17 protein-coding genes are annotated in these 23,499 nt (G+C 73.2%); 10 read left to right on the forward strand and 7 right to left on the reverse strand.

The features are described 5' to 3' along the window. The first annotated feature begins 109 nt into the window (after positions 1–109). Entirely contained in the window at positions 110–598 is a 489-nt protein-coding gene (locus tag E5083_RS11105) for a GNAT family N-acetyltransferase (RefSeq protein WP_135785483.1), read from the forward strand. A 24-nt stretch (positions 599–622) separates the two neighbouring features. On the opposite strand, the gene pepN is transcribed toward E5083_RS11105, so the two are convergent. After that, a complete protein-coding gene (pepN, locus tag E5083_RS11110; protein ID WP_135785484.1) occupies positions 623–3,103 on the reverse strand; it encodes an aminopeptidase N in 2,481 nt (826 codons plus the stop codon). A gap of 88 nt (positions 3,104–3,191) precedes the next feature. Next, on the reverse strand, positions 3,192–3,530 hold the full coding sequence (locus E5083_RS11115) for a chorismate mutase (RefSeq protein WP_031182885.1): 339 nt from the start codon (positions 3,528–3,530) through the stop codon (positions 3,192–3,194). Positions 3,531–3,624: 94 nt separating this feature from the next. On the opposite strand from E5083_RS11115, the gene E5083_RS11120 reads away from it, so the two are divergent. Further along, on the forward strand, positions 3,625–4,518 hold the full coding sequence (locus E5083_RS11120; RefSeq protein ID WP_135785968.1) for a hypothetical protein: 894 nt from the start codon (positions 3,625–3,627) through the stop codon (positions 4,516–4,518). 8 nt (positions 4,519–4,526) lie between these two features. Here the strand turns inward: E5083_RS11120 and E5083_RS11125 are convergent, their stop codons facing one another. Beyond that, positions 4,527–5,738 (reverse strand): esterase/lipase family protein, encoded by a 1,212-nt coding sequence (locus E5083_RS11125; RefSeq protein WP_135785485.1) that lies wholly within the window; start codon positions 5,736–5,738, stop codon positions 4,527–4,529. Positions 5,739–5,984: 246 nt separating this feature from the next. On the opposite strand from E5083_RS11125, the gene E5083_RS11130 reads away from it, so the two are divergent. Then, positions 5,985–6,902 (forward strand): rhomboid family intramembrane serine protease, encoded by a 918-nt coding sequence (locus tag E5083_RS11130; protein ID WP_135785486.1) that lies wholly within the window; start codon positions 5,985–5,987, stop codon positions 6,900–6,902. A 100-nt stretch (positions 6,903–7,002) separates the two neighbouring features. Here E5083_RS11130 and E5083_RS11135 read toward each other — a convergent pair whose 3' ends face one another. From E5083_RS11135 to E5083_RS11145, 3 genes are all read right to left on the reverse strand, one after another. Then, on the reverse strand, positions 7,003–8,466 hold the full coding sequence (locus tag E5083_RS11135; RefSeq protein ID WP_135785487.1) for a glutamate synthase subunit beta: 1,464 nt from the start codon (positions 8,464–8,466) through the stop codon (positions 7,003–7,005). Next, positions 8,459–13,063 carry a glutamate synthase large subunit gene (gene gltB, locus E5083_RS11140; protein ID WP_208754025.1) on the reverse strand — a complete coding sequence of 1,535 codons (4,605 nt, stop codon included), beginning with the start codon at positions 13,061–13,063 and terminating at the stop codon, positions 8,459–8,461. Before gltB ends, E5083_RS11135 begins: the two co-directional genes overlap by 8 nt. 417 nt (positions 13,064–13,480) lie before the next feature. Continuing rightward, on the reverse strand, positions 13,481–14,212 hold the full coding sequence (locus E5083_RS11145; protein WP_135785488.1) for a VIT1/CCC1 transporter family protein: 732 nt from the start codon (positions 14,210–14,212) through the stop codon (positions 13,481–13,483). Positions 14,213–14,484: 272 nt separating this feature from the next. On the opposite strand from E5083_RS11145, the gene E5083_RS11150 reads away from it, so the two are divergent. Genes E5083_RS11150 through E5083_RS11180 form a run of 7 tightly spaced genes read left to right on the forward strand, consistent with a single transcriptional unit; the run spans position 14,485 to position 22,382 of the window. Then, a complete protein-coding gene (locus E5083_RS11150; RefSeq protein WP_244317474.1) occupies positions 14,485–15,825 on the forward strand; it encodes an ADP-ribosylglycohydrolase family protein in 1,341 nt (446 codons plus the stop codon). Next, positions 15,822–16,934 (forward strand): ADP-ribosylglycohydrolase family protein, encoded by a 1,113-nt coding sequence (locus E5083_RS11155; protein WP_135785489.1) that lies wholly within the window; start codon positions 15,822–15,824, stop codon positions 16,932–16,934. The genes E5083_RS11150 and E5083_RS11155 overlap by 4 nt, the downstream gene beginning before the upstream one ends. A gap of 7 nt (positions 16,935–16,941) precedes the next feature. After that, on the forward strand, positions 16,942–18,126 hold the full coding sequence (locus E5083_RS11160; protein WP_135785490.1) for an ADP-ribosylglycohydrolase family protein: 1,185 nt from the start codon (positions 16,942–16,944) through the stop codon (positions 18,124–18,126). Then, entirely contained in the window at positions 18,114–19,478 is a 1,365-nt protein-coding gene (locus tag E5083_RS11165; protein WP_135785491.1) for an ADP-ribosylglycohydrolase family protein, read from the forward strand. The genes E5083_RS11160 and E5083_RS11165 overlap by 13 nt, the downstream gene beginning before the upstream one ends. Further along, complete coding sequence (gene rbsK, locus E5083_RS11170; RefSeq protein ID WP_135785492.1) at positions 19,475–20,368, forward strand: ribokinase; 894 nt, start codon at positions 19,475–19,477, stop codon at positions 20,366–20,368. Before E5083_RS11165 ends, rbsK begins: the two co-directional genes overlap by 4 nt. Then, complete coding sequence (locus tag E5083_RS11175; protein WP_208754026.1) at positions 20,365–21,579, forward strand: CaiB/BaiF CoA transferase family protein; 1,215 nt, start codon at positions 20,365–20,367, stop codon at positions 21,577–21,579. The genes rbsK and E5083_RS11175 overlap by 4 nt, the downstream gene beginning before the upstream one ends. Next, positions 21,576–22,382 (forward strand): HpcH/HpaI aldolase/citrate lyase family protein, encoded by an 807-nt coding sequence (locus E5083_RS11180; protein ID WP_135785493.1) that lies wholly within the window; start codon positions 21,576–21,578, stop codon positions 22,380–22,382. Before E5083_RS11175 ends, E5083_RS11180 begins: the two co-directional genes overlap by 4 nt. Before the next feature lie 61 nt (positions 22,383–22,443). Here E5083_RS11180 and lgt read toward each other — a convergent pair whose 3' ends face one another. Beyond that, the gene (gene lgt / locus E5083_RS11185) at positions 22,444–23,436 is read right to left on the reverse strand and encodes a prolipoprotein diacylglyceryl transferase (RefSeq protein ID WP_135785494.1); all 993 of its coding nucleotides are present in this window, start codon (positions 23,434–23,436) and stop codon (positions 22,444–22,446) included. Positions 23,437–23,499 lie beyond the last annotated feature (63 nt).

Raw genomic sequence — 23,499 nt, forward strand, 5'->3', positions numbered from 1 at the left:
TCCGAAAGCCGGGTGTCCGCGCTGCACAACGAGCGGGAGCGGGAAATGGGTACTGCCGTACGGGGAAAACGCGTTGGAGCGGCGTCCGGGCGGCACTACCGTCGCCGGGATGAGCGAGACATGGACGGTGGACCTGCCCGGTGAGCGGGTGCTGCTGCGCGAGCCGGGTCCGGCCGACGAGACGGCACTGCTGAAGCTGTTCGAGGAGTGCGAGGACTGGTTCACGGCGGCGACGGGGCTGCCGTCGGCGCCGGGCGATGTGCAGAGCCTGTACTACGCGCTGCCCGAGGGCGCGGACCCCGGCGCCAAGGTGCTGCTCCTGGTGGAACGGAACGGCGAGGTCGCGGGCCTGGTGGACGCGGTACGGGACTGGCCGGAGCCGGGCGCGGTGGCGGTGGGGCTGTTCCTGCTGGCGCCGTGGGCACGCGGCCGGGGCCTGGGGCGGGCGGTGGCGGTGTCGCTGCTGGCGCGGGGCGCGTCCCGGGTCACGGCGACGGTGCCGGCCGGGTGGACGGCGGGTGAGCGCTTCTTGGAGGGGCTGGGCTTCACGCTGGAGGCGGGTGTGCTGCGCCGGGCGGAGTGGCTGCGGGGGTCCTGAGCCGTGCCGCCCGGCGCGCAGGAGTTACTCCCCCCGCACCCGCAACGCCCGCGCCAGGTCGTCGAGTTCGTCGGCGAGCTTCCGCCTGAGGGCGGGTACCGGGTCGGCGTCGCGCAGGCACGTCTCCCCCAGGGCCAGGTTCTCGGCGTCGACGGCGTGGTGCGGGAAGGCCCAGGCGCCGGCGGCGGTGGCGATGGCGGGCCCGCGCCGGGCGGACACCGCGACCGCCTCGTCGTAGTAGCGGGGTACGTACTCCCGGACGAGGTCGGCCTGTTCGGGTTGCCAGAAGCCCTGGGCGGTGGCCTTGAACAGGTAGTTGGAGAGGTCGTCGGTGGCGAACATCGACTCCCAGGCCCGCCGCTTGGCCTCCGGGTCGGGCAGCGCGGCACGGCAGCGGGCGGCGCCCTCCTGGCCGTTGGCGGAGGGGTCGCGCTCCAGTTCGGCGGCGATGGCGGCCTCGTCGGTGGCGCCGAGCACGGCGAGCCGGCCGAGGATGCGCCAGCGCAGCTCGGGGTCGAGTTCGGGCCCGCCGGGCACGGTGCCGTCGGCGAGCCAGGCGGCGATGGCGTCGGGCTGCGCGGCGACGTCGATGAAGTGCCGTACGGCGACCAGGCGCAGGCCGGGGTTGTCGCCGTCCTCGGTGCGGCGCAGCAGGTCGCGGCAGAGGGAGCGGAGGGTGGCAAGCGCGGCGGGCCGCTCCTCGGGGGTGAGGTAGCGGTCGGCGATGTGGGTGCCGGCGAAGGCCAGGACGCCCTGGACGAGGGCGAGGTCGGTCTCCAGCGGGAGGTGGGCGCGGGCGGTCTCCAGGTAGGCGGCGGGCGGGAGTTCGCCGTCCCGTACGGCGTCGCGCAGGGCGTTCCAGACGACGGCGCGGGTGAGCGGGTCGGGCAGGCCGGAGAGGCTGGTGCGCAGGGTCTCGAAGGACTCGGGGTCGAAGCGGACCTTGGCGTAGGTGAGGTCGCCGTCGTTGAGGAGGAGCAGCGCGGGCCGCTTGCCGAGGGGCTGGGGCACGGTCTGGGGCACGTCGAGGCCGACGCGCTCGCGCAGGGTGAGGCGGCCCTCCTCGGTGAGGTCGTGGTCGTAGACGCCGGCGGTGACGCGGTGCGGGCGGTCTCCCTCGTGCTCGACGGTCAGGACGCGCTTGCCGTCGGCGGTGGTGAGGCGGGGGGTGAGCTTGTCGACGCCGGTGGTGCGCAGCCAGGCGTCGGCCCAGGCGGGGACGTCGCGCTCGGTGGCGGAGGCGAGGGAGTCGATGAAGTCGGCGAGGGTGGCGTTGCCGAAGCGGTGCCGTTCGAAGTGGACGTTGATGCCGGCCAGGAAGTCCTTCTCGCCGAGCCAGGCGACGAGTTGGCGCAGGGCGGAGGCGCCCTTGGCGTAGGAGATGCCGTCGAAGTTGAGCAGCGCGGCGGCGGTGTCGTCCACGGACTCGGGGGCCACGGGGTGGGTGGAGGGGCGCTGGTCGGCGTCGTAGCCCCAGGACTTGCGGGTGACGCCGAACTCGACCCAGGGCTGGGTGAAGCGGGTGGCCTCCAGGGTGGTCTGGTAGCCCATGTACTCCGCGAAGGACTCGTTCAGCCAGATGTCGTCCCACCACCTGAGGGTGACGAGGTCGCCGAACCACATGTGGGCCATCTCGTGCGCGATGACCATGGCACGGGTCTGCCGCTCGGTGTCGGTGACGGCGGAGCGGAAGACGAACTCGTCGCGGAAGGTGACGAGTCCGGGGTTCTCCATGGCGCCGGCGTTGAACTCGGGGACGAACGCCTGGTCGTAGGAGTCGAAGGGGTAGGGCTCCTCGAACTTCTCGTGGTATCGGTCGTACAGGGCGCGGGTGATGTCCAGGATTTCGTCCGCGTCGGCGTCGAGGTACGGGGCGAGCGAGCGGCGGCAGTGGATGCCGAAGGGCAGCCCGCGGTGCTCGGTGCGCACGGAGTGCCAGGGGCCCGCGGCGACGGCGACGAGGTAGGTGGAGATCAGCGGGGTGGTGGCGGCGCGCCAGCGGCCCCCGCCGAGGTCCTCGGTGATCCCGTTGGCGAGCACCTGCCAGCCCTCGGGGGCGGTGACGCTCACGTCGAAGACGGACTTGAGGTCGGGCTGGTCGAAGGCGGCGAAGACGCGCTGGACGTCGTCGAGGAAGAGCTGGGTGTAGACGTAGGTCTCGCCGTCGGTGGGGTCGGTGAAGCGGTGCATGCCCTCGCCGGTGCGGGAGTAGCGCATGACCGCCTCGACGGTGAGTTCGTGCTCCCCCGCGGTGAGGTTCTTCAGCGGCAGCCGGTTGCCGTCGAGGGTTCCGGTGTCCAGGGGCTGTCCGTCGAGGGTGACGGCGCGCAGCTCGGCGGGCTTCAGCTCGACGAAGGTGTCCCCGTCCGTGCGCGCGGTGAACCGGACCGCGGTACGGGAGCCGAAGGTCTCGTCACCGCATGTCAGGTCGAGATCGACGGTGTAGCGGTGGACGTCGAGGAACTCTGCTCGGGCTTGCGCTTCGTCGCGCGTCAGTACGGACATGGGGGCCATGCTGCCCGATCGCCCCCGGCGGCCGACAGGGGCGGTTCGGTACGCGGCTTATGTCCGGCCCCGCGCGGGCGTACGCGGGTCAGGGGCGGGTGTGGGCGGAGTCCTCGGCGATGCGCTCGTGGTGCCGGATCACCTCGGCGACGATGAAGTTCAGGAACTTCTCGGCGAAGGCGGGGTCGAGGCGGGCGTCCTCGGCGAGGCTGCGCAGCCGCTCGATCTGGCGGGCCTCCCGGCCGGGGTCGGCGGGCGGCAGGTGGTGGCGGGCCTTGAGGCGGCCGACCTGCTGGGTGGCCTTGAAGCGTTCGGCCAGCATGTGGACGACGGCCGCGTCGATGTTGTCGATGCTGGCCCGCAGCCGCTCCAGCTCCTCGCGGGCCTCGGGGTCGACGTCACCGGTGCCGGTGTTGCTGATGGTCATGGGCGTCAACCCTACGGGGCGCGGGGCGGTGGCGTCGCTGGTGGGCGGTTCTACAGTGGGAGGGGTGTTCCGGGCGACCTTCGGGGGTGCGGGCGTGGTGGCAGGCGGACCGGTGGAACACGGCTTTCCGCACCTTGAGACGGTGCGGGCGGCGGTCACCGCGCTGTACCGGCGGCTGTCGGAGGACGGCCTGCGGACCTTCGCGGCGAGCGTGGCCCCGGCCGACGTGGCCTTCGGTGACGAGGACGATCTGCACCTGGGCGCGCAGCGGGTGGCGCGGGAACTGGTACGGCACTTCCGGCTGCCGGACGCCCGGCTGATCGTCTGCTTCCGCGAGATGACGCACGCCGCCGACGTGGAACTCGCGGCGGGCCCGGAGTACTTCGTGGAGCTGAACGACCGTTTCCGCACCCATCGGCGGGACATCGGCGCGGCCCTCGCGCACGAGGTGGCCCATGTGTATCTGCACCGGCTGGGCCTTGCGTTCCCGACCACCGCCGAGAACGAGATCCTCACCGACACGGTGACCACGTATCTCGGCGCGGGCTGGCTGCTGCTGGACGCCTACCGGGAGCACGGCGAGGCGTCGCAGAAACTCGGCTATCTCACCCCGGAGGAGTTCGGCTACGTCCTGGCGAAGCGGGCGGCGGTGTTCGGGGAGGACCCGGCGGTGTGGTTCACCAGCCCGCAGGCGTACACGGCGTACGTCGCGGGCCGGGACCGGGCGCGGGCGGACGAGCGGCGGGCGCCGCTGAGCGCGGCGGGCTGGGCGGCCCGGCGCCGGTACGCCCACGACCGGCGTGACTCCGCCCGGCACGACTCCGGCCGGCCCCGTCCGGATTCCCCCTACGCGTTCACCCCGGACGGGGCGGGCCTGAAGGTGTCCTTCCCGTGCCCGGTGTGCCACCAGCGCATCCGGCTGCCGGTACGGGGCCGGGTCAGGGCCCGCTGCGGGCTGTGCCGGACGGTGCTGGAGTGCGATACCTAGGGGGTGTCTCAGTCGGGGAGGCGGTCCAGCAGCCAGGTGGCGAGTTCCTCGGTGACGGCCGTGTGCGGGGTGGTCGTGGAGGACCAGGTGAAGTCGTCGGCCTCGCTCTCGTCCGGGGCGATGTCGTCCAGGTTCGCGTAGAGGTCCTTCTGCTGGTCCAGGTCGCGCAGGGCGACCGCGCTGACCGTGGGCACGAAGCAGACCTCCTCGTGCCGCAGGTCGACCTGGGCGCCGGCCTTCTTCAGGGCGTCGGCGAGGATGCCGTAGGAGCGCAGGGTGCCGCCGGGGGCGCCGTCCAGCTCGGGGAGGTCGCCGGTGGTGATCGTCTTCTCCGACGCGGGGAAGCGGCGCTTCAGCTCGGCGACGGTGACCTCGCGGCCCTGCGCCTGGGCGGAGAAGGCGGTGCCGGGGTAGACCCGCTCCGACTTCAGTACGGTCTCGCCGGGCGGGACGGCGATGCCGGTGCCGTCGCCCCGGCCGTTGGCGACGGCCAGGATGCGCGGGATGCGCGGCCAGCCGCCGACGTCGGCCAGGCGCTGGAGGAACTCGCGGCGCTCGGGGGCGATGCCGTTCTGGCCGGTCATCGCGTCGTAGTGGCGCCAGAGCATCTGGCGGGCGGCCGGGCTGTTCATCTGCCGCGCGAAGTCGTTGGGCACCGGGATGAAGTGGGCGAACGCCTGGAGGCCGATGGGGATGTAGGCGCCCCGGTGCGGGGTGTCGTAGGAGAAGTACACGCCGGTCTGGTGGTCCATGCGGTCGTGCTCCATCTTGGCGAGCGCGTAGCGGCTGACCAGGCCGCCCATGCTGAAGCCGCCCACCATGAGGCGGGTATCGCCGAGCCGTTGGGCGATGGTTCGCAGCACGGCCTCGGTGACGGTGCGGGCGTTGTCGAGGACGGAGGCGCTGCGCTCGTCGAAGCCGACCAGGATGACGTCGCGGCCCCGGCGGCGCAGCTCGGTCAGGAAGGGGAAGTCGCGGTCGAGGCCCGCGTAGAGCCACGTGAGGTCGCTCTTGCCGAGGTTGAAGCCGTCGGCCATGATCACCGGGCGGACGATGCCCTGGTTGCGCTCGCCGTGGTACACGTGGGCGAAGCCGCCCCGGAGCGTCCACTTCTCGTCGGGCTCGGGGGCGGTGTAACCGGCCGGGGGCGCGGTGGTCAGCGGGCCGGTGAGGGTGAACTCCCCGACGCCGCGCTCCGCCTGCTCGATCTGCTCGGACATGGCCGTCTCCTTCCGACCACGCGGGCGCGTGGGTCGGGACATCATCAGCACGCCCCGCGGACCTGCCCGAAATGCCTCGCCGGTGCGGTCACGCCTAAGAGTGCGCGGCGAGCGAGGCGCTGACGCGGCGTCGGGAAATCGGTTGATCACAGCCTGAGGCGCGGCCATCCTGCGATGATCCGATATTTTGTTCGCCGCCGTCCCCACCGGCTCACTTCGACACCCCTTTCCTCTAAGGAGCCGGCCGTGACCGCCGAGTCCGCCGTGACCACGTGCTTTCGTCATCCCCGGGTGGAGTCGCACGTCCGCTGCACCCGCTGCGACCGCTACATCTGCCCGGACTGCATGCGCGAGGCGTCGGTCGGCCACCAGTGCGTGGAGTGCGTCCAGGAGGGCGCCCGCTCGGTACGGCAGGCACGGACCGCGTTCGGCGGCCGGATCAGTACGTTTCCGCTGGTCACGTGGGTGCTGGTGGCGCTGAACGTGCTCGCCTACCTCGCCGGGCTGGCCCGGCCCTCGATCACGGACCGGTTCGGGATGCTGGGCGCGGGCCTGGTCGGCCCGGACGGCGGCCACTACCTGTGGCAGTACCCGTACGACTCGGTGCTGACCCCGGAGGGGGTGGCGGGCGGGCAGTGGGAGCGGCTGCTGACCGGCGCGTTCCTGCATCTGCCGCCGGACGACGGGATCGGCGTGGTGCACATCGTGCTGAACATGGTGGCGCTGGTGAACGTCGGCCGGGTGGTGGAGACCCAGCTCGGCCGGGCCCGCTATCTCGCGCTGTATCTGCTCTCGGCGCTCGGCGGCTCGGTCCTGGTGCTGCTGATCGCGCCGGACGTGCCGACGGTGGGCGCCTCGGGGGCGGTCTTCGGCCTGGGCGCCGCGTACTGGGTGATGGGACGCCGGCTCGGTTACGACATGCGGTCGGTCAACCAGTACATGACGGGCCTGCTGATCTGGCTGGTGGTCTCGGCCTTCGCGACCTCCTGGCAGGGCCACCTCGGCGGCCTGCTCGCGGGCGCGGTCGTCACCCTCGCCTTCGCCTACGCCCCACGCGGCGACCGCCGCACCCTCATCCAGTGGGCGGCGTGCGCGGGCCTGCTGGTGCTGCTGCTGGGGCTGGCGGCGGTGAAGGTGGCGACGCTGACCAGCGGCACCTGGTGAGAAGGCGGCGGCGCCTGCCCGGGCGTCCGGTCGGGGACTGTCGGGCAGGCGCCGTCTGATGTTCCGTACGCCGTTGTACGGCACACCGGGTGTGCGGGTGTCAGACCGCCAGGGCGCTGTCGGTGGGGCGGATCGGGGCGGGCAGGTCGCTGGCCCCGGTGAGGTGGCGGTCCACGCCACGGGCGGCGGAGCGGCCCTCGGCGATGGCCCACACGATCAGGGACTGGCCCCGGCCCGCGTCACCGGCGACGAAGACACCGGGCACGTTGGTCTGGAAGTCGGCGTCGCGGGCGATGTTGCCCCGCTCGTCCAGCTCCAGACCGAACTGGTCGACCAGGCCGTTCTCCCGGTCGGTGCCGGTGAAGCCCATGGCCAGGGTGACCAGTTGGGCCGGAATCCTGCGCTCGCTGCCCGGCTTGGGGGTCAGCTTGCCGTCGATGAACTCGACCTCGGCCAGGTGCAGCGCCTGGACGTTGCCGTCCTCGTCGCCCTCGAAGTGCGTGGTGGAGACGGCGTAGACCCGCTCGCCGCCCTCCTCGTGGGCGCTGGTGACCTTGTACAGCATGGGGAAGGTCGGCCAGGGCTGGTTCAGCGGGTGCCGCGCGTCGTTCGGGCGGGGCATGATCTCGAGCTGGGTGACGGAGGCCGCGCCCTGGCGGTGGGCGGTGCCCACGCAGTCGGCGCCGGTGTCGCCGCCGCCGATGACCACGACGTGCTTGCCCTCGGCCGTGATCGGCGGGGACACGTAGTCGCCCTCCTGGACCTTGTTGGACAGCGGCAGGTACTCCATCGCCTGGTAGATGCCGGTCAACTCCCGCCCCGGGACCGGGAGATCACGGGCGGTGGTGGAACCGGCGGCGATGACGACCGCGTCGTACCGCTTCTTCAGGTCGCCCGCCTTGAGGTCGCGGCCGATCTCCACGCCGGTGCGGAACCGGGTGCCCTCCGCGCGCATCTGCTCGATACGGCGGTTGATGTGCCGCTTCTCCATCTTGAACTCGGGGATGCCGTACCGCAGCAGGCCGCCGACGCGGTCGGCGCGCTCGTACACGGCGACGGTGTGGCCGGCGCGGGTGAGCTGCTGGGCGGCGGCGAGGCCGGCCGGGCCGGAGCCGATGACCGCGACCGTCTTGCCGGACAGCCGCTCGGGGATGCGCGGGGCCACGTCCCCGGTCTCCCACGCCTGGTCGATGATCGAGACCTCGACGTTCTTGATGGTCACCGGCTGCTGGTTGATGCCCAGCACACAGGCCGACTCACAGGGCGCGGGGCACAGCCGCCCGGTGAACTCGGGGAAGTTGTTGGTCGCGTGCAGCCGCTCGGAGGCGGCCGCCCAGTCCTGCCGGTAGGCGTAGTCGTTCCACTCCGGGATCAGGTTCCCGAGCGGACAGCCGTTGTGGCAGAACGGGATGCCGCAGTCCATGCACCGGCTGGCCTGCTTGCCGATGATCGGCAGCAGGGCGCCGGGGACGTAGACCTCGTTCCAGTCCTTGACCCGCTCGTCCACGGGACGGGTCCGGGCGACCTCGCGGCCGTGGTTCAGAAAGCCCTTGGGATCAGCCATTGGTCGCCGCCTCCATCATCTTCTCGGTGATCTCGGTCTCGGAGAGACCGGCTCGCTCGGCGGCGTCCTTGGCGGCGAGCACTGCCTTGTACGTGCTGGGGATGATCCTGCTGAAGCGCTCCACGGACCGGTCCCAGTCCGCGAGGAGCTTGCCCGCGACCGTGGACCCGGTCTCCTCGGCGTGCCGGCGCACCACGTCGTGCAGCCAGGTCCGGTCGGCGTCGTCCAGCGGCTCGACCGCGTCCGCGTTGCCCGCGTTCATGTTGTCCGGGTCGAGGTCGATGACGTACGCGATGCCGCCGGACATGCCCGCCGCGAAGTTGCGGCCGGTCGGGCCGAGGACGACCGCGTGCCCGCCGGTCATGTACTCGCAGCCGTGGTCGCCGACGCCCTCGGAGACCACCAGGGCCCCGGAGTTGCGGACGCAGAAACGCTCGCCGGTACGGCCGCGCAGGAACAGCTCGCCGCCGGTGGCGCCGTAGCCGATGGTGTTGCCCGCGATGGTGGAGTACTCGGCGAGGTGGTCGGCCGCCCGGTCGGGGCGGACCACGATCCGGCCGCCGGAGAGGCCCTTGCCGACGTAGTCGTTGGCGTCGCCCTCCAGGCGGAGCGTGACCCCGCGCGGCAGGAAGGCGCCGAAGGACTGGCCGGCCGAACCGGTGAAGGTGATGTCGATGGTGTCGTCGGGCAGGCCCGCGCCGCCGAACTTCCGCGTCACCTCGTGGCCGAGCATGGTGCCGACCGTGCGATTGATGTTGCGGATGGCGACCTGGGCGCGCACCGGGTGCGCCTCGGTGGCGTCGGTGGCGGCCAGCGCGTCGGCGGCGAGCCGGATCAGCTCGTTGTCGAGCGCCTTCTCCAGCCCGTGGTCCTGGGAGACCACCTGGTGGCGGGCCGCGCCCTCGGCCAGCTCGGGCACGTGGAACAGCGGGGCCAGGTCCAGGCCCTGGGCCTTCCAGTGGTCGACCGCGCGCTCCACGTCGAGCACCTCGGCGTGGCCGACGGCCTCCTCGATGGAGCGGAAGCCCAGCTCGGCCAGGAGCTCGCGGACCTCTTCGGCGATGAACCGGAAGAAGTTGACGATGTACTCGGCCTTGCCCTCGAAGCGCTCGCGCAGCACCGGGTTCTGGGTGGCGATGCCGACCGGGCAGGTGTCCAGGTGGCAGACGCGCATCATCACGCAGCCGGAGACCACCAGGGGCGCGGTGGCGAAGCCGAACTCCTCGGCGCCGAGCAGCGCGGCGATGACCACGTCCCGGCCGGTCTTGAGCTGGCCGTCGGTCTGGACGACGATCCGGTCCCGCAGCCCGTTGAGCAGCAGGGTCTGCTGGGTCTCGGCGAGGCCCAGCTCCCAGGGGCCGCCCGCGTGCTTGAGCGAGGTGAGCGGGGAGGCACCGGTGCCGCCGTCGTGGCCGGAGACCAGCACCACGTCGGCGTGCGCCTTGGACACACCGGCCGCGACCGTGCCGACGCCGACCTCGGAGACCAGCTTCACGTGGATGCGGGCCGAGGGGTTGGCGTTCTTCAGGTCGTGGATGAGCTGGGCGAGGTCCTCGATGGAGTAGATGTCGTGGTGCGGCGGGGGCGAGATCAGGCCGACGCCGGGCGTGGAATGCCGGGTCTTGGCGACCCACGGGTACACCTTGTGGCCGGGGAGCTGGCCGCCCTCGCCGGGCTTGGCGCCCTGGGCCATCTTGATCTGGATGTCGTCGGCGTTGACCAGGTACTCGGAGGTGACGCCGAAGCGGCCGGAGGCGACCTGCTTGATGGCGCTGCGCCGGGCCGGGTCGTACAGCCGCTCGGGGTCCTCGCCGCCCTCACCGGTGTTGGACTTGCCGCCGAGCTGGTTCATGGCGATGGCGAGCGTCTCGTGCGCCTCCTGGGAGATGGAGCCGTACGACATGGCGCCGGTGGAGAAGCGCTTGACGATCTCGGAGACCGGCTCGACCTCGTCCACCGGGATGGGGGCGCGGCCGGAGTCGAAGCCGAACAGGCCGCGCAGCGTCATCAGCCGCTCGGACTGCTCGTTCACCCGGTCGGTGTACTTCTTGAAGATGTCGAAGCGGCCGGAGCGGGTGGAGTGCTGGAGGCGGAAGACCGTCTCCGGGTCGAACAGGTGCGGCTCGCCCTCGCGGCGCCACTGGTACTCGCCGCCGATGTCGAGCGTGCGGTGCGCGGGCGCGATGCCGCTGGCGGGGTACGCCTTGGCGTGCCGGGCGGCGACCTCCTTCGCGATGACGTCGATGCCGACGCCGCCGATCTTGGTGGTGGTGCCGTCGAAGTACTTCTCCACGAAGGCGTCGTCCAGGCCGACGGCCTCGAAGACCTGCGCGCCCCGGTAGGAGGCGACGGTGGAGATGCCCATCTTGGACATCACCTTCAGCACGCCCTTGCCGAGGGCGTAGATCAGGTTGCGGATGGCCGCTTCCGGCTCCATGCCGGGCAGGAAGGTGCCCGCGCGGACCAGGTCCTCGACGGACTCCATCGCCAGGTACGGGTTGACAGCGGCGGCGCCGTAGCCGATCAGCAGGGCGACGTGGTGAACCTCGCGGACGTCACCGGCCTCGACCAGCAGGCCCACGTGGGTGCGCTGCTTGGTGCGGATGAGGTGGTGGTGGACGGCCGCGGTGAGCAGCAGCGACGGGATCGGGGCGTGCTCGGCGTCGGAGTGCCGGTCGGAGAGCACGATCAGCCGGGCGCCGTTGTCGATGGCGGCGTCCGCCTCGGCGCAGATCTCCTCGATGCGCGCGGCGAGCGAGTCGCCGCCGCCGGAGACCCGGTACAGGCCGGAGAGGGTGGCGGCCTTGAAGCCGGGCATGTCGCCGTCGGCGTTGATGTGGATGAGCTTGGCCAGCTCGTCGTTGTCGATCACCGGGAAGGGCAGCACGACCGAACGGCAGGAGGCCGCGGTGGGGTCGAGCAGGTTGCCCTGGGGGCCCAGCGAGGAGCGCAGCGAGGTGACCAGTTCCTCGCGGATGGCGTCCAGCGGGGGGTTGGTGACCTGGGCGAAGAGCTGGGTGAAGTAGTCGAAGAGCAGCCGGGGGCGCTCGGAGAGGGCCGCGATGGGGCTGTCGGTGCCCATGGAGCCGATGGGCTCGGCGCCGGCCTTGGCCATCGGGGCGAGGATGACGCGCAGCTCTTCCTCGGTGTAGCCGAAGGTCTGCTGGCGGCGGGTGACGGAGGCGTGGGTGTGCACGATGTGCTCGCGCTCGGGCAGGTCGCTCAGCTCGATCTCGCCGGCCTCCAGCCACTCGGCGTAGGGCTGGTCGGTGGCGAGGGACGCCTTGATCTCGTCGTCCTCGATGATCCGGCGCTCGGCGGTGTCCACGAGGAACATCCGGCCGGGCTGCAGGCGGCCCTTGCGGACGACCTTGGCGGGGTCGATGTCGAGGACGCCGACCTCGGAGCCGAGGACGACCAGGCCGTCGTCGGTGACCCAGTAGCGGCCGGGGCGCAGGCCGTTGCGGTCGAGCACGGCGCCGACCTGGGTGCCGTCGGTGAAGGTGACGCAGGCGGGGCCGTCCCAGGGCTCCATCATCGTGGAGTGGAACTGGTAGAAGGCCCGGCGGTCGGCGTCCTTCACGTTCATGGTGGCGTGGTTCTCCCACGCCTCCGGGATCATCATCAGCACCGCGTGGGGCAGCGAGCGCCCGCCGAGGTGGAGCAGTTCCAGCACTTCGTCGAAGGACGCCGAGTCGGAGGCGTCCGGCGTACAGACCGGGAAGGTGCGCGCGAGGTTGTCGTCGGTGCCGAAGAGGTCCGAGGCGAGCTGGGACTCGCGGGCGCGCATCCAGTTGCGGTTGCCCTTGACGGTGTTGATCTCGCCGTTGTGGGCGACGAAGCGGTACGGGTGCGCCAGCGGCCACGACGGGAAGGTGTTCGTGGAGAAGCGGGAGTGCACCAGCGCGATCGCGGAGGCGAACCGGCGGTCGGACAGGTCCGGGAAGAAGGGTTCGAGCTGGCCGGTGGTCAGCATGCCCTTGTAGACGATCGTCCGGGCGGACAGCGACGGGAAGTAGACCCCGGCCTCCCGCTCGGCGCGCTTGCGCACCACGAACGCCTTGCGGTCCAAGGCGATGCCTTCGCTCGTACCGTCGGCGACGAAGAGCTGGCGGAAGGCCGGCATGGTCGAGCGGGCGGTCGCGCCGAGCAGTTCGGGGGCGACCGGGACCTCGCGCCAGCCGAGGACGGTGAGGCCCTCCTCGGCGGCGATCGTCTCGATCCGTGAGACGACTTCGCCGGTGCCGTCCTCGGGCAGGAAGGCGATGCCGACCGCGTAGGAACCGGCGGCGGGGAGGTCGAATCCGGCCACCTCGCGGAAGAACGCGTCGGGCACCTGGGAGAGGATGCCGGCGCCGTCCCCGGAGTCGGGCTCGGAGCCGGTCGCGCCGCGGTGTTCGAGATTGCGCAGTACGGTCAGCGCCTGCTCGACCAGCGCGTGGCTCGCCTCACCGGTGAGGGTGGCCACGAAGCCGACGCCGCAGGCGTCGTGCTCGTCGCGGGGGTCGTACATGCCCTGCGCGGCAGGGCGGGCATCCATGAAGGACCAAGCGCGGTCGGTCACGGAATGCGGGGACGGCTGGCGCGTCGTACGCATCGGCTCTCCCGTCGTCGTCAGTGGCGTGTGGCAGGTGCCGAGGGACGACGCTGGCCCTCTGCTGGTGCAAAATTTCGTGCAGGTTACATGATGGAACGCTTGTCGGGAACCGGATACTCCGTTCCACCATGCGGACGCCACAGGGGGGCGCGGCGGGGTGCCGTGGGGTACGGCGGCGCCGCTCCGGGCGGCGGGGACAGCGGGGTTTCACTGCGGTTTCGAGCGAGGTCCTGCGACTGGGCCGGACGGGTGGTGACCGGTCGGACCCAGGGGGCGGAAGAGGCGTCGTCGCCCGTCCCGCGAGTGCACCGCGGGCGCCGTTGCCCGCAGTGCTTACGGCTCATGCCCGACGCTCAAGCGCGCGAAACCCGCGAGTAACAATTATTTATGCGTGCCCCGGCATATGTCCAGGGTCTCTCAGCTCACAGCGGTGTCGAACAACGCGCCGAGCGCGAAAGTAACCCCTGCTGCCGCGCCGCCGAGCGCGAGCTGGCGGAGGCCGCTGTACCACCAGCTACGGGCGGTCACCCGTGCGACCACCGCGCCGCAGCCGAAGAGTCCGGCGAGTGCGAGCAGTACGGCGGGCCACAGCGCGGTCGCGCCCAGCAGGTAGGGCAGGACGGGCAGCAGGGCGCCCAGGGCGAAGGAGCCGAAGGAGGAGACGGCGGCGGTCAGCGGGGAGGGCAGGTCGTCGGGGTCGACGCCCAGCTCCTCGCGGGCGTGTATCTCCAGGGCCTGCTCGGGGTTCTTGGAGAGCTGGCGGGCCACCTCGCGGGCGAGGCCGGGTTCGACACCGCGCGAGGTGTACAGCGCGGCCAGCTCGTCCTGCTCGGCCTGCGGGTGCCTGCGCAGCTCACGGCGCTCGACATCCAGCTCGGCCTGGACGAGTTCGGCCTGCGAGGCGACGGAGGTGTACTCACCGGCCGCCATCGAGAAGGCGCCGGCCGCGAGCCCGGCGAGGCCGGTGATCACGATCGTCTGGTGGCCCACCGAGCCGCCCGCGACCCCGGTCATCAGGGCGAGGTTGGAGACCAGGCCGTCCATCGCGCCGAACACGGCGGGGCGCAGCCAGCCGCCGTTGACGTCGCGGTGCGTGTGGTTGTCGCGGTGCGCCTCGTGCAGCGCGGCCCCGGTCTCGATGATCGCCATGAGGACCCCCGGTAAGCTGAGCCAAAGCTAAGTTTGGACTGATTCTATTTTTCGAACGACCCTCAACCTACGTCGATTCCCGCCCCGTCGCCAGCAAGGCCAGGCTGCGCTAACCTCCGCCGTCTTCCCAGCTCAGGCACCCACGGCGGGGATTTCCCGGTACCGAGCGGGTGATGGCGGCGGCCCGGAGGCTAGGGCACCGCCCCTCGGGTGGGACACATCCGCAAAAGGCCACGCGGTCCACGCGGTCCTGGCGAAGGAGGGTCCCGCCCATGGCATCGAACGCACCCGCTTCCCCACTGCCCGCCCCCGCCGCACCCGGACTCCGCGAGCGGGCACGCGGCGCGCTGCTCGGCCTGGCCGTGGGTGACGCGCTGGGTGCCCCCGCCGAGAACCTCAAGCCCTCCGAGATCCGCGCCCGCTGGGGCCGCATCACCGGCTACGTCACCGACCGGCCGTGCGGCACGGACGACACCGAGTACGCGATCTTCTCCGGGCTGCTGCTCGCCCGGCACGGCTCCGCGCTCACCCCGGCCCATGTCGAGGCGGCCTGGCACCAGTGGATCGCCGACCGGGCCGAGGGTCCCTTCCGGGGCGCGGGGTTCAGCGAGCGGGGCACGCTGGAGAACCTGCGCCGGGGGCTGGCGGCGCCCATCTCGGCCCAGCACCGGCACGCCTGGAGCGACGGGCTGGCGATGCGGGCGGCGCCGTTCGGGGTGTTCGCGGCGGGGCGGCCCTCGGAGGCGGCCCGGCTGGTGGCGATCGACGGCTCGGTCAGCCACGAGGGCGAGGGCATCTACGGCGGGCAGGCGGTCGCGGCCGGGGTGGCCGCCGCGATGGCGGGCGCGGAACCGGCCGTGGTGATCGCCGCCGCCCTCGCCGTCGTACCGGACGACTCCTGGACCGCCCGCTCGCTGCGCCGGGCGGTCGCCGTCGCGCACCGGGGCGAGCGCGCGGTCCGTACGGCGGTGGTCATCGGTGGCTACCCGTGGACCGACCTGGCCCCCGAGGCGGTCGCGCTCGCCTTCGGCGCGTACGCGGCGGCCGACGGGGACTTCCGGGAGGCGGTGCTGACGGCCGTCAACATGGGCCGGGACGCCGACACCACGGCGGCGGTCGCGGGTGCCCTGGCCGGTGCGACCCACGGGGTCGCCGCCATCCCCGGTATGTGGGCCGCCGCCATTGGTCCGGCGCGCGGCAGGTGTCTGCCCGCCATGTCGGGCCACCACATTCTCGACGTGGCCGAACTGCTGACCCCGGAGGAGGGCGGCAAGTGGGGCGAGGGGGTGGTGCTGCCGGACCTGTTGCCGGAGGGGCTGCGGCGCACGCTCTCGGGGTCCGTCGCAGTGGCCGCCGATGACCCACCCATCCCCCTGGCGAGCACCGCCTCGGACAGGATCGGCACCGCCCCCCTCGGCCTCACGGGGACGGTGACCCCCCTCCGCCCGGCCGCACACGTCACCGGACCGGCCGAGGGCCCGCCGCTCGCCCCCGCGCGCCCGGCGACACCGGCCGCCGCGCGGGTAGCACCCCGCCCGGTCGCGGAGACTCCCTCCCCCGGAATCGCCGGCAGGCGGGCCGCGGCCGTACGGAACACGGAGGACCGGTCGTGACCCGGCGCATCGAGGGGCTGCTGCTGGGGCTCGCCGCCGGGGACGCGGCCGGCTGGCCCGCCGCCCGGCACCGGGCGGCCCGGATGCCGGAGTGGACGCGGCGGCTCACCCGCGAGCTGGACACCTTCGCCGAGTTGAACGCCACCACCACGCTGCCGGTGCCCATCGCGCTGAACCAGCCCCCCGAGCCGCTGCGCCTCGGCCCCTCCGACGACGCCGAATGGGCGGCGTTCGCGGCGGAGGCCGTCCTGCGGGCCGGGGACGACGTGCTGGGCGACCTCAGCCGGGACCGCCGGATACGCGCCGCCATCGACCTGACCTGGACCGCCGTCGCCTCCGAGGTCGCGGCGGCGGCCGAACGCGCGCCGGAGATCGAGTCGGCCGTACTCCCCCTGCGCGCCCGCATCTCGGTGCGCGCCGGGCTCGGCAACCTCGCCGCCGGGCTGCGCCCGCCCGCCACCGGCCACGACAACCCGCACTACTTCGACGACGCGGCCTGTGTACGCGCCTGTGTGCTGGCCGTCGCCCACCCCGGCGACCCGGCGCGCGCCGCCGACCTGGCGGAGTTCGATGCCCGCTACACCCAGGACGGTGACGGGGTGCACGGGGCGCGGGCCATGGCGGCGGCGCTGGCCACCGCCCTGTCCGGCGCGGGCGCGGACGCGTGTGTGGCGGCCGCGCTGGACGAGCTGCCCGAGGGCACCGAGATCGGCCGCAACGCCCGGCACGCGCTGGCCCTGGTGACCGCCACCGACACCGCGTTCGCCCTGGTCCCGCTGCTGGAGCACGGAATCGTGGACCACGTCTACAGCTACGGCATCGCCGCCGCCGAGACCGTCCCGGTGGCGCTGGCGCTGACCCTCGCGGCGGCCGGGCGGATCGCGGAGGCGGTACCGGCCGCCGCCTGCCTCTCCCGTGTCGCGGACTCCGCGCCCGCGCTCGCCGGGGCGCTCTGCGGCGCGCTGGGCGGGGGTGAGTGCGTACCGGAGGCGTGGCGGCACTCCTGCCGGACCCTCTCCGGCTGCGCCCTGCCCCGGCTGACCGGCACCGATCTGGTGGAACTCGCCGGGCTGCTGGAAGCCACCCAACGGACCCGGCCAGGGGGATGATGCGGGCATGACGCCGAAAAGTGATGAAATCTCAAATTCCGGTGTAATCGGTCTGGACGAACGGATCACCGGCGCCCTGCTCGGCGCCGCCGTGGGCGACGCGCTCGGCGGACCGGTGGAGGGCTACAGCCCCGACCAGATCGTGGAGCGGCACGGCGGCCGGGTGCACGGGATCGTCGGCCCCTGGAACGGCGACGCCTGGCGCACCGCCCGCCCCATCGCGCCGTACCACAAGGGCGACGGGCACGTCACCGACGACACCCTGATGACGCACGCGCTGATCCGGGTCTACGGCCGCGTCCGGGACCACCTCGACGCGTACGCCGTCGCCGAGCACCTGGTGCCGGACCTGATGACCGAGCCGCGCTGGATTCCCGAGCTGGAGGCGGAGGCGCTGCCGCTGCAGCGGATCTTCCTCGCGGAGAAGTGGCTGGTGGCCCGGATCGCGTACGGGCACGTGGACCCGCGTGAGGCGGGCACCGGCAACATCGTCAACTGCGGGGCGGCGATGTACATGGCCCCGGTCGGCCTGGTCAACGCGGCCAACCCGGCGGGCGCGTACGCCGAGGCGCTGGACGTGGCCGGCGCCCACCAGTCGTCGTACGGCCGGGAGGCGGCCGGGGTGTTCGCGGCCGCCGTGGCCGCGGCCTGCGCTCCGGGCGCGACCCCGGACTCGGTGGTGGACGCCTGTCTGGCGCTGGCCAAGGACGGCACCCGCGAGGCCATCGAGAAGGTCTGCGAAGTGGCCGCCGGACACGGCGACTTCGAGTCGGCGCTGCTCCCGCTGCGCGAGGCCGTCGCCCCGTACGACACCGTCGGCCCCGACTACCGCGCCCCCTCGCTCGGCGCCCGCCGCCCCTCCCGGCTGCACGCGATCGAGGAACTCCCCGTGGCGCTCGGCATGTTGGTGGTCGCGGGCGGCGACCTGCGGCACGCGGTGCTCGGCGCGGTCAACTACGGCCGGGACTGCGACTCGATCGCCACCATGGCCGGTGCCCTCGCGGGCGCGCTCGGCTCACCGGTGCCCGAGGAGTGGGCGAAGACGGTCGCGGAGGCGAGCCGCCTGGACCTGTGGGCCCCGGCCCGTGAGCTGACCGAGGTCGCCCGCGAGGTCTTCGTACGGGACACCGAGCGGCGCCGGGCGCACGAGCGGGCGTTCGCCGCGCTGGGAGGCCCGGCATGCTGCGACTGACCTGGGTGCAGCCCGAGGACCTGGTCGGCCACGAGGTGCGCCAGGCCCGCCTGGACGGCCGCAACGCCACCCGGATCGAGGCGCGCTGGCGCGCGGCGGGCGGCGCGGACGCCCCCGAGCGCGCCGGAGCCTCACCGGAACCCGCCTCCCCCTATCTGCGACTCCTGGCCGAGGACCTGCTGGACGAACTGGCCGAGCTGCCCAGCGACTTGGCCGAGCTGGAGCCGACCGCGCTGGACCGGATCACCGCCCTGTGCCCCGACTGGCCCGCCTCCCCCGCCGCGCGCACCGCCCCCGACCCGGAGGCGCTGGAGGCCGCCTGGCTCGGCCGGGCCATCGGCTGCCTGCTCGGCAAGCCGGTGGAGAAGCTCCCGCTGGACGGCATCCGCGCGCTGGCCCGCGCCACCGGCAACTGGCCGCTGACCACGTGGTTCACCGCCAAGGGCGTGCCCGGCGACCTGCTCGCCCGGCACCCCTGGAACCGCCGCTCCGCCCCGACCTCGCTGGCCGAGAACATCGACGGCATGCCGGAGGACGACGACCTCAACCACCCCCTGCTGGGCCTGCTCCTGCTCCGCCGGCACGGCCGGGACTTCACCACCGACGACATGGCCCGGCTCTGGCTGGACGAACTCCCGCCCGGCCGCGCCTTCACCGCCGAGCGCGTCGCCCTGCGCAACCTGCTCGCCGGGGTCGAGCCTCCGCACACCGCCCGGTTCCGCAACCCGTTCCGGGAGTGGATCGGCGCCCTGATCCGGGCCGACGTGCACGGCTGGACCAACGCGGGCGATCCGGGGGCGGCCGCCGCGCAGGCCCACCGGGACGCGGTCCTCACCCACACCGCGACCGGTGTGCACGCGGCGATGTTCGCGGCCGCCGTCATCGCCGCGGCGACCTCCGGCACCGAGGACGTGCACGCCTGCCTGCGCACCGGCCTCACCGTGGTCCCACCCGCCTCCCGGCTGGCCGGCGCCATCGGCCATGCCGTCCAACTGGCGCAGCACCACACAGACTTCGATGACGTGGTGGATGCGCTCCACATGGTGTACGGCCCCACCCACCACTGGGTGCACGCCCTGCCCAACACCGCCCTGATCGCCGCAGCGCTCACCCACGCGGACGGCGACTTCACCGGCTCCATCTGCCGGGCGGTGTCGGGCGGCTGGGACACCGATTCCAACGGCGCCACGGCCGGCTGCGTCGCGGGCCTCCTCGCGGGCACCCCGGACGCGCTGCCCGAGCGCTGGCGGGCCCCGCTGAAGAACCGGCTCGCCAGCACGGTCGCCGACTTCGACGGCACCGGCTTCGACACCCTCGCCCGACTCACCCACCTGGAGGCGACCCGCCCATGACCCACATCGTCGTGCTCGGCAGCACGAACATGGACCTCGTCACCTATGTCGCCCAGGCCCCGCAGCGCGGCGAGACCGTCACCGGCCGGGAGTTCCGCACCATCCCCGGCGGCAAGGGCGCCAACCAGGCGATGGCCGCCGCCCGCGCGGGCGCGACGGTGTCGCTGATCGGCGCGGTCGGCAACGACGCGTACGGCGTCCGGCTCCGCGACAACCTCGAACACTCCGGTGTGGACACCGACTTCCTGCGCACCGTCGAGGGCCCGTCCGGCACCGCGCACATCGTGGTGGACGACCAGGGCAACAACGCGATCGTGGTCGTCCCCGGCGCCAACGGCACCGTCGACCACCTCTCCCCCGGCGACGAGGGCCTGATCGCCTCCGCCGACGCCCTGCTGCTCCAGCTCGAAGTACCGCTCCCGGCCGTGATCGCGGGCGCCGAGGCCGCGCGGCGCCACGGCGTCCGTACGGTCCTCACCCCCTCCCCCGCCCAGCCGCTGCCGGAGGAGCTGCTGAGCGTGACCGACGTGCTGGTGCCCAACGAGTACGAGGCCGTCACCCTCACCGGCCGCACCGACCCCCTCGACGCGGCCGTGGGCCTGCTCGACCTGGTCCCGGAGGTGGTCCTCACCCTGGGGGAGGCGGGCGTGCTGTACGTGTCCCGCGACACCGAACCGCTCGCGGTGCCCGCGCACCAGGTCGCCGCGATCGACTCCACCGGCGCGGGCGACACCTTCGCCGGGGCGTACGCGGTCGCCGTCGCCGAGGAGAAGCCGCTGCGGGAGGCGCTGTCCTGGGCGGCGGCCGCGGCCGCGCTGTCGGTGCAGCGGGAGGGCGCGTCGGCGTCGATGCCGTACCGCCCCGAGATCGAGGCGCAGTACACATCATGAGCGCCGACCGCCCCGAGAACGCCACCCGCCCGCCGCTGGACGGCCTGCGGGTGCTGGACCTGGCCACTCTGTTCGCCGGTCCGCTGGCCGCCACCATGCTCGGTGACTTCGGCGCCGAGGTGATCAAGGTCGAGCATCCGCTGCGGCCCGACCCGTCCCGAGGGCACGGCCCGGCCAAGGACGGCATCGGGCTGTGGTGGAAGATGCTCGGCCGCAACAAGCGGACCATCACCCTGGACCTGTCCCGCCCCGGCGGCCGGGACACCCTGCTGCGGCTCGCCGCCACCGCGGACGTGGTGATCGAGAACTTCCGCCCCGGCACCCTGGAGAAGTGGGACCTGGGCTGGCCGGAGCTGTCGGCGGCCAACCCCCGGCTGGTCCTGGCGCGGGTCACCGCCTTCGGCCAGTTCGGCCCGTACGCGCACCGGCCCGGCTTCGGCACGCTGGCCGAGGCGATGAGCGGCTTCGCGGCGCTCACCGGCGAGCCGGAGGCGCCCCCGACCCTGCCGCCCTTCGGGCTCGCGGACTCCGTCGCCGCCCTGGCCACCGCGTACGCCGTGCTCACCGCGCTGGCCGCCCGGCAGCGCACCGGCGCCGGGCAGGTGGTGGACATGGCGATCATCGAGCCGATGCTGGCGATGCTGGGCCCCCAGCCGACCTGGTACGACCAGCTCGGCTACGTCCAGGAACGCACCGGCAACCGGTCCGCGAACAACGCCCCGCGCAACACCTATCGCACCCTGGACGGCTCCTGGGTCGCGGTCTCCACCTCCGCGCAGTCGGTGGCGGAACGGGTGATGCGCCTGGTGGGCCGCCCGGAGCTGATCGAGGAACCCTGGTTCGCCACCGGCGTGCAGCGGGCCGCGCACGCCGACGAACTGGACGAGGCGGTCGGCCACTGGATCGCCGCCCGCCCCCGTGACGAGGTGCTGTCCGCCTTCGAGAAGGCCGAGGCGGCGATCGCCCCGGTGCAGGACGTACGGGACGTGTTCGAGGACCCGCAGTACCTTGCGCTGGACACGGTCACCACGGTGGCCGACCCGGACCTCGGCCCGCTGCGCATGCAGAACGTGCTCTTCCGGCTCTCCGCGACCCCCGGCGCGATCCGCTGGGCCGGGCGCGGACACGGCGCCGACACCGACGCGGTCCTCACCGAGCTGGGCCTCGGGCCCGCCGAGATCGGCGCACTGCGCGAGGAGGGTGCGCTGTGACCCCGCTGACCTGGCTCTACGTTCCCGGCGACCGGCCGCACGTGGTGGACAAGGCGCTCGCGGCGGGCGCCGACGTGGTGGTGATCGACCTGGAGGACGCGGTCGCCCCGGACCGCAAGGAGTACGCCCGCGCGGCCACCGCCGAACGGCTCGCCGACCCCCAGCCGGTCCCGGTCCACGTCCGCCTCAACGGCCCCGAAGGACCCTGGGCGGCGGCCGACCTCGCCGCCCTGGCCGACCTGCCGGGCGCCTCCGGGCTGCGGCTGCCCAAGGTGGCCGTACCGGAGCAGATCCGCCGTACCGCCGAGGCGACCGCGCTGCCCCTCTACGCCCTGCTGGAGTCCGCCCTCGCCATCGAGCACGCCTACGCCATCGCCACGGCCCACCCCTCGCTGCGGGGCCTCTCCCTCGGCGAGGCCGACCTTCGCTCCGACCTGGGGGTACGGGCCGACGCGGGCCTGGACTGGTGCCGCTCCCGCGTGGTGGTGGCCGCCCGCGCGGCGGGCCTCGCCCCGCCGCCCCAGTCGGTGCATCCCGACGTACGGGACCTGGACGGGCTCGCCGCGTCCTGCGCCCACGGCCGCGCGCTGGGCTTCGTGGGCCGCGCGGCGATCCATCCACGCCAGCTCCCGGTGATCGCGCGGGCCTACCTCCCCACCCCGGAGGAGGTCGCGGAGGCGGAGACGGTACTGAAGGCGGCGGCCGCCGAACAGGGCGCCCTCGCGCTCCCCGACGGCCGCTTCATCGACGCGGCGGCGGTGGCGCAGGCGCAGCGCATCCTGTCGATGGCGGGGGGCGCCTGAACACGCCGAAGGGCGCCCGGTGGAGTGCCGGGCGCCCTTCGGCGTGCGTACGGGGCTTCGGTCAGCCCTTCTTGCCGGAGTCGGCGGTGTCCTTGACCCCGGCCTCGGCCTCGGCCTCCGTGGCGGACTCGGGGTCGGCCTCGGGTTCAGCCTTCTCGGCCTTCTCCGCCTTGGTCACATCGACCTTCGCCCGGTCCGTGCTCTCGGCCTCACCGTCACCGGCGTCCGGATCGTCGGAGGCACCCTGCTCGACCAACGCTTCCCGGCCCGGCCGGCGCCGCGCGGAGAGCACCAGGTAGGTCACCGCGAGGAGGAACACCACGATGGCGGTCCAGACGTTCAGCCGGACGCCAAGAATGTGGTGGGCGTCGTCCACCCGCATGTACTCGATCCACGCGCGGCCCGTGCAGTACGCGGCGACGTACAGCGCGAAGGCGCGGCCGTGGCCCAGCTTGAAGCGGCGGTCGGCCCAGATGACCAGGAAGCCGACGCCCACGCACCACAGCGACTCGTAGAGGAAGGTCGGGTGGTAGTAGCCCGGCACCCGGCCGCCCTCGGAGGAGGTGATGTGCAGCGCCCAGGGCAGGTGGGTCTCGTGGCCGTACAACTCCTGGTTGAACCAGTTGCCCCAGCGGCCGATGGCCTGCGCGAAGGCGATGCCGGGGGCGACGGCGTCGGCGTAGGCGGGCATGGCCACGCCCCGGCGGCGGGCGCCGATCCAGGCACCGAGCGCGCCGAGGGCGATGGCGCCCCAGATGCCCAGGCCGCCCTCCCACACCTTGAAGGCGTCCACCCAGTTCCGGCCCGGGCTGAAGTACAGCTCGTAGTCCGTGATCACGTGGTAGAGCCGGCCGCCGACGAGGCCGAAGGGCACGGCCCACACCGCGATGTCGGCGACCGTGCCGGGACGGCCGCCCCGCGCGACCCAGCGCTTGTTGCCGAGCCAGACGGCGACGAAGACGCCGATGATGATGCAGAAGGCGTAACCGCGCAGCGGGATGGGGCCGAGGTACAGCACCCCGCGCGACGGACTGGGAATGTAGGCAAGTTCCATGGCAGGACCGACGCTACCGTGCCGGGCCGTACGGTCGCCGCGCGGCCGGGCTACGGGTGCATA

The organism is Streptomyces bauhiniae (genome assembly GCF_004784475.1).
GTDB lineage: Bacteria > Actinomycetota > Actinomycetes > Streptomycetales > Streptomycetaceae > Streptomyces > Streptomyces seoulensis.

Bases quoted from the DNA above. Each gene is read 5' to 3' on its own strand.
- E5083_RS11125 (WP_135785485.1), bottom strand. From the start codon at position 5,738: ATGTCCGAGCAGATCGAGCAGGCGGAGCGCGGCGTCGGGGAGTTCACC.
- gltB (WP_208754025.1), bottom strand. From the start codon at position 13,063: ATGCGTACGACGCGCCAGCCGTCCCCGCATTCCGTGACCGACCGCGCT.
- E5083_RS11160 (WP_135785490.1), top strand. From the start codon at position 16,942: ATGACGCCGAAAAGTGATGAAATCTCAAATTCCGGTGTAATCGGTCTG.
- rbsK (WP_135785492.1), top strand. From the start codon at position 19,475: ATGACCCACATCGTCGTGCTCGGCAGCACGAACATGGACCTCGTCACC.
- E5083_RS11175 (WP_208754026.1), top strand. From the start codon at position 20,365: ATGAGCGCCGACCGCCCCGAGAACGCCACCCGCCCGCCGCTGGACGGC.
- E5083_RS11165 (WP_135785491.1), top strand. From the start codon at position 18,114: ATGCTGCGACTGACCTGGGTGCAGCCCGAGGACCTGGTCGGCCACGAG.
- E5083_RS11150 (WP_244317474.1), top strand. From the start codon at position 14,485: ATGGCATCGAACGCACCCGCTTCCCCACTGCCCGCCCCCGCCGCACCC.
- E5083_RS11135 (WP_135785487.1), bottom strand. From the start codon at position 8,466: ATGGCTGATCCCAAGGGCTTTCTGAACCACGGCCGCGAGGTCGCCCGG.
- E5083_RS11105 (WP_135785483.1), top strand. From the start codon at position 110: ATGAGCGAGACATGGACGGTGGACCTGCCCGGTGAGCGGGTGCTGCTG.
- E5083_RS11115 (WP_031182885.1), bottom strand. From the start codon at position 3,530: ATGACCATCAGCAACACCGGCACCGGTGACGTCGACCCCGAGGCCCGC.
- E5083_RS11145 (WP_135785488.1), bottom strand. From the start codon at position 14,212: ATGGCGATCATCGAGACCGGGGCCGCGCTGCACGAGGCGCACCGCGAC.
- lgt (WP_135785494.1), bottom strand. From the start codon at position 23,436: ATGGAACTTGCCTACATTCCCAGTCCGTCGCGCGGGGTGCTGTACCTC.
- pepN (WP_135785484.1), bottom strand. From the start codon at position 3,103: ATGTCCGTACTGACGCGCGACGAAGCGCAAGCCCGAGCAGAGTTCCTC.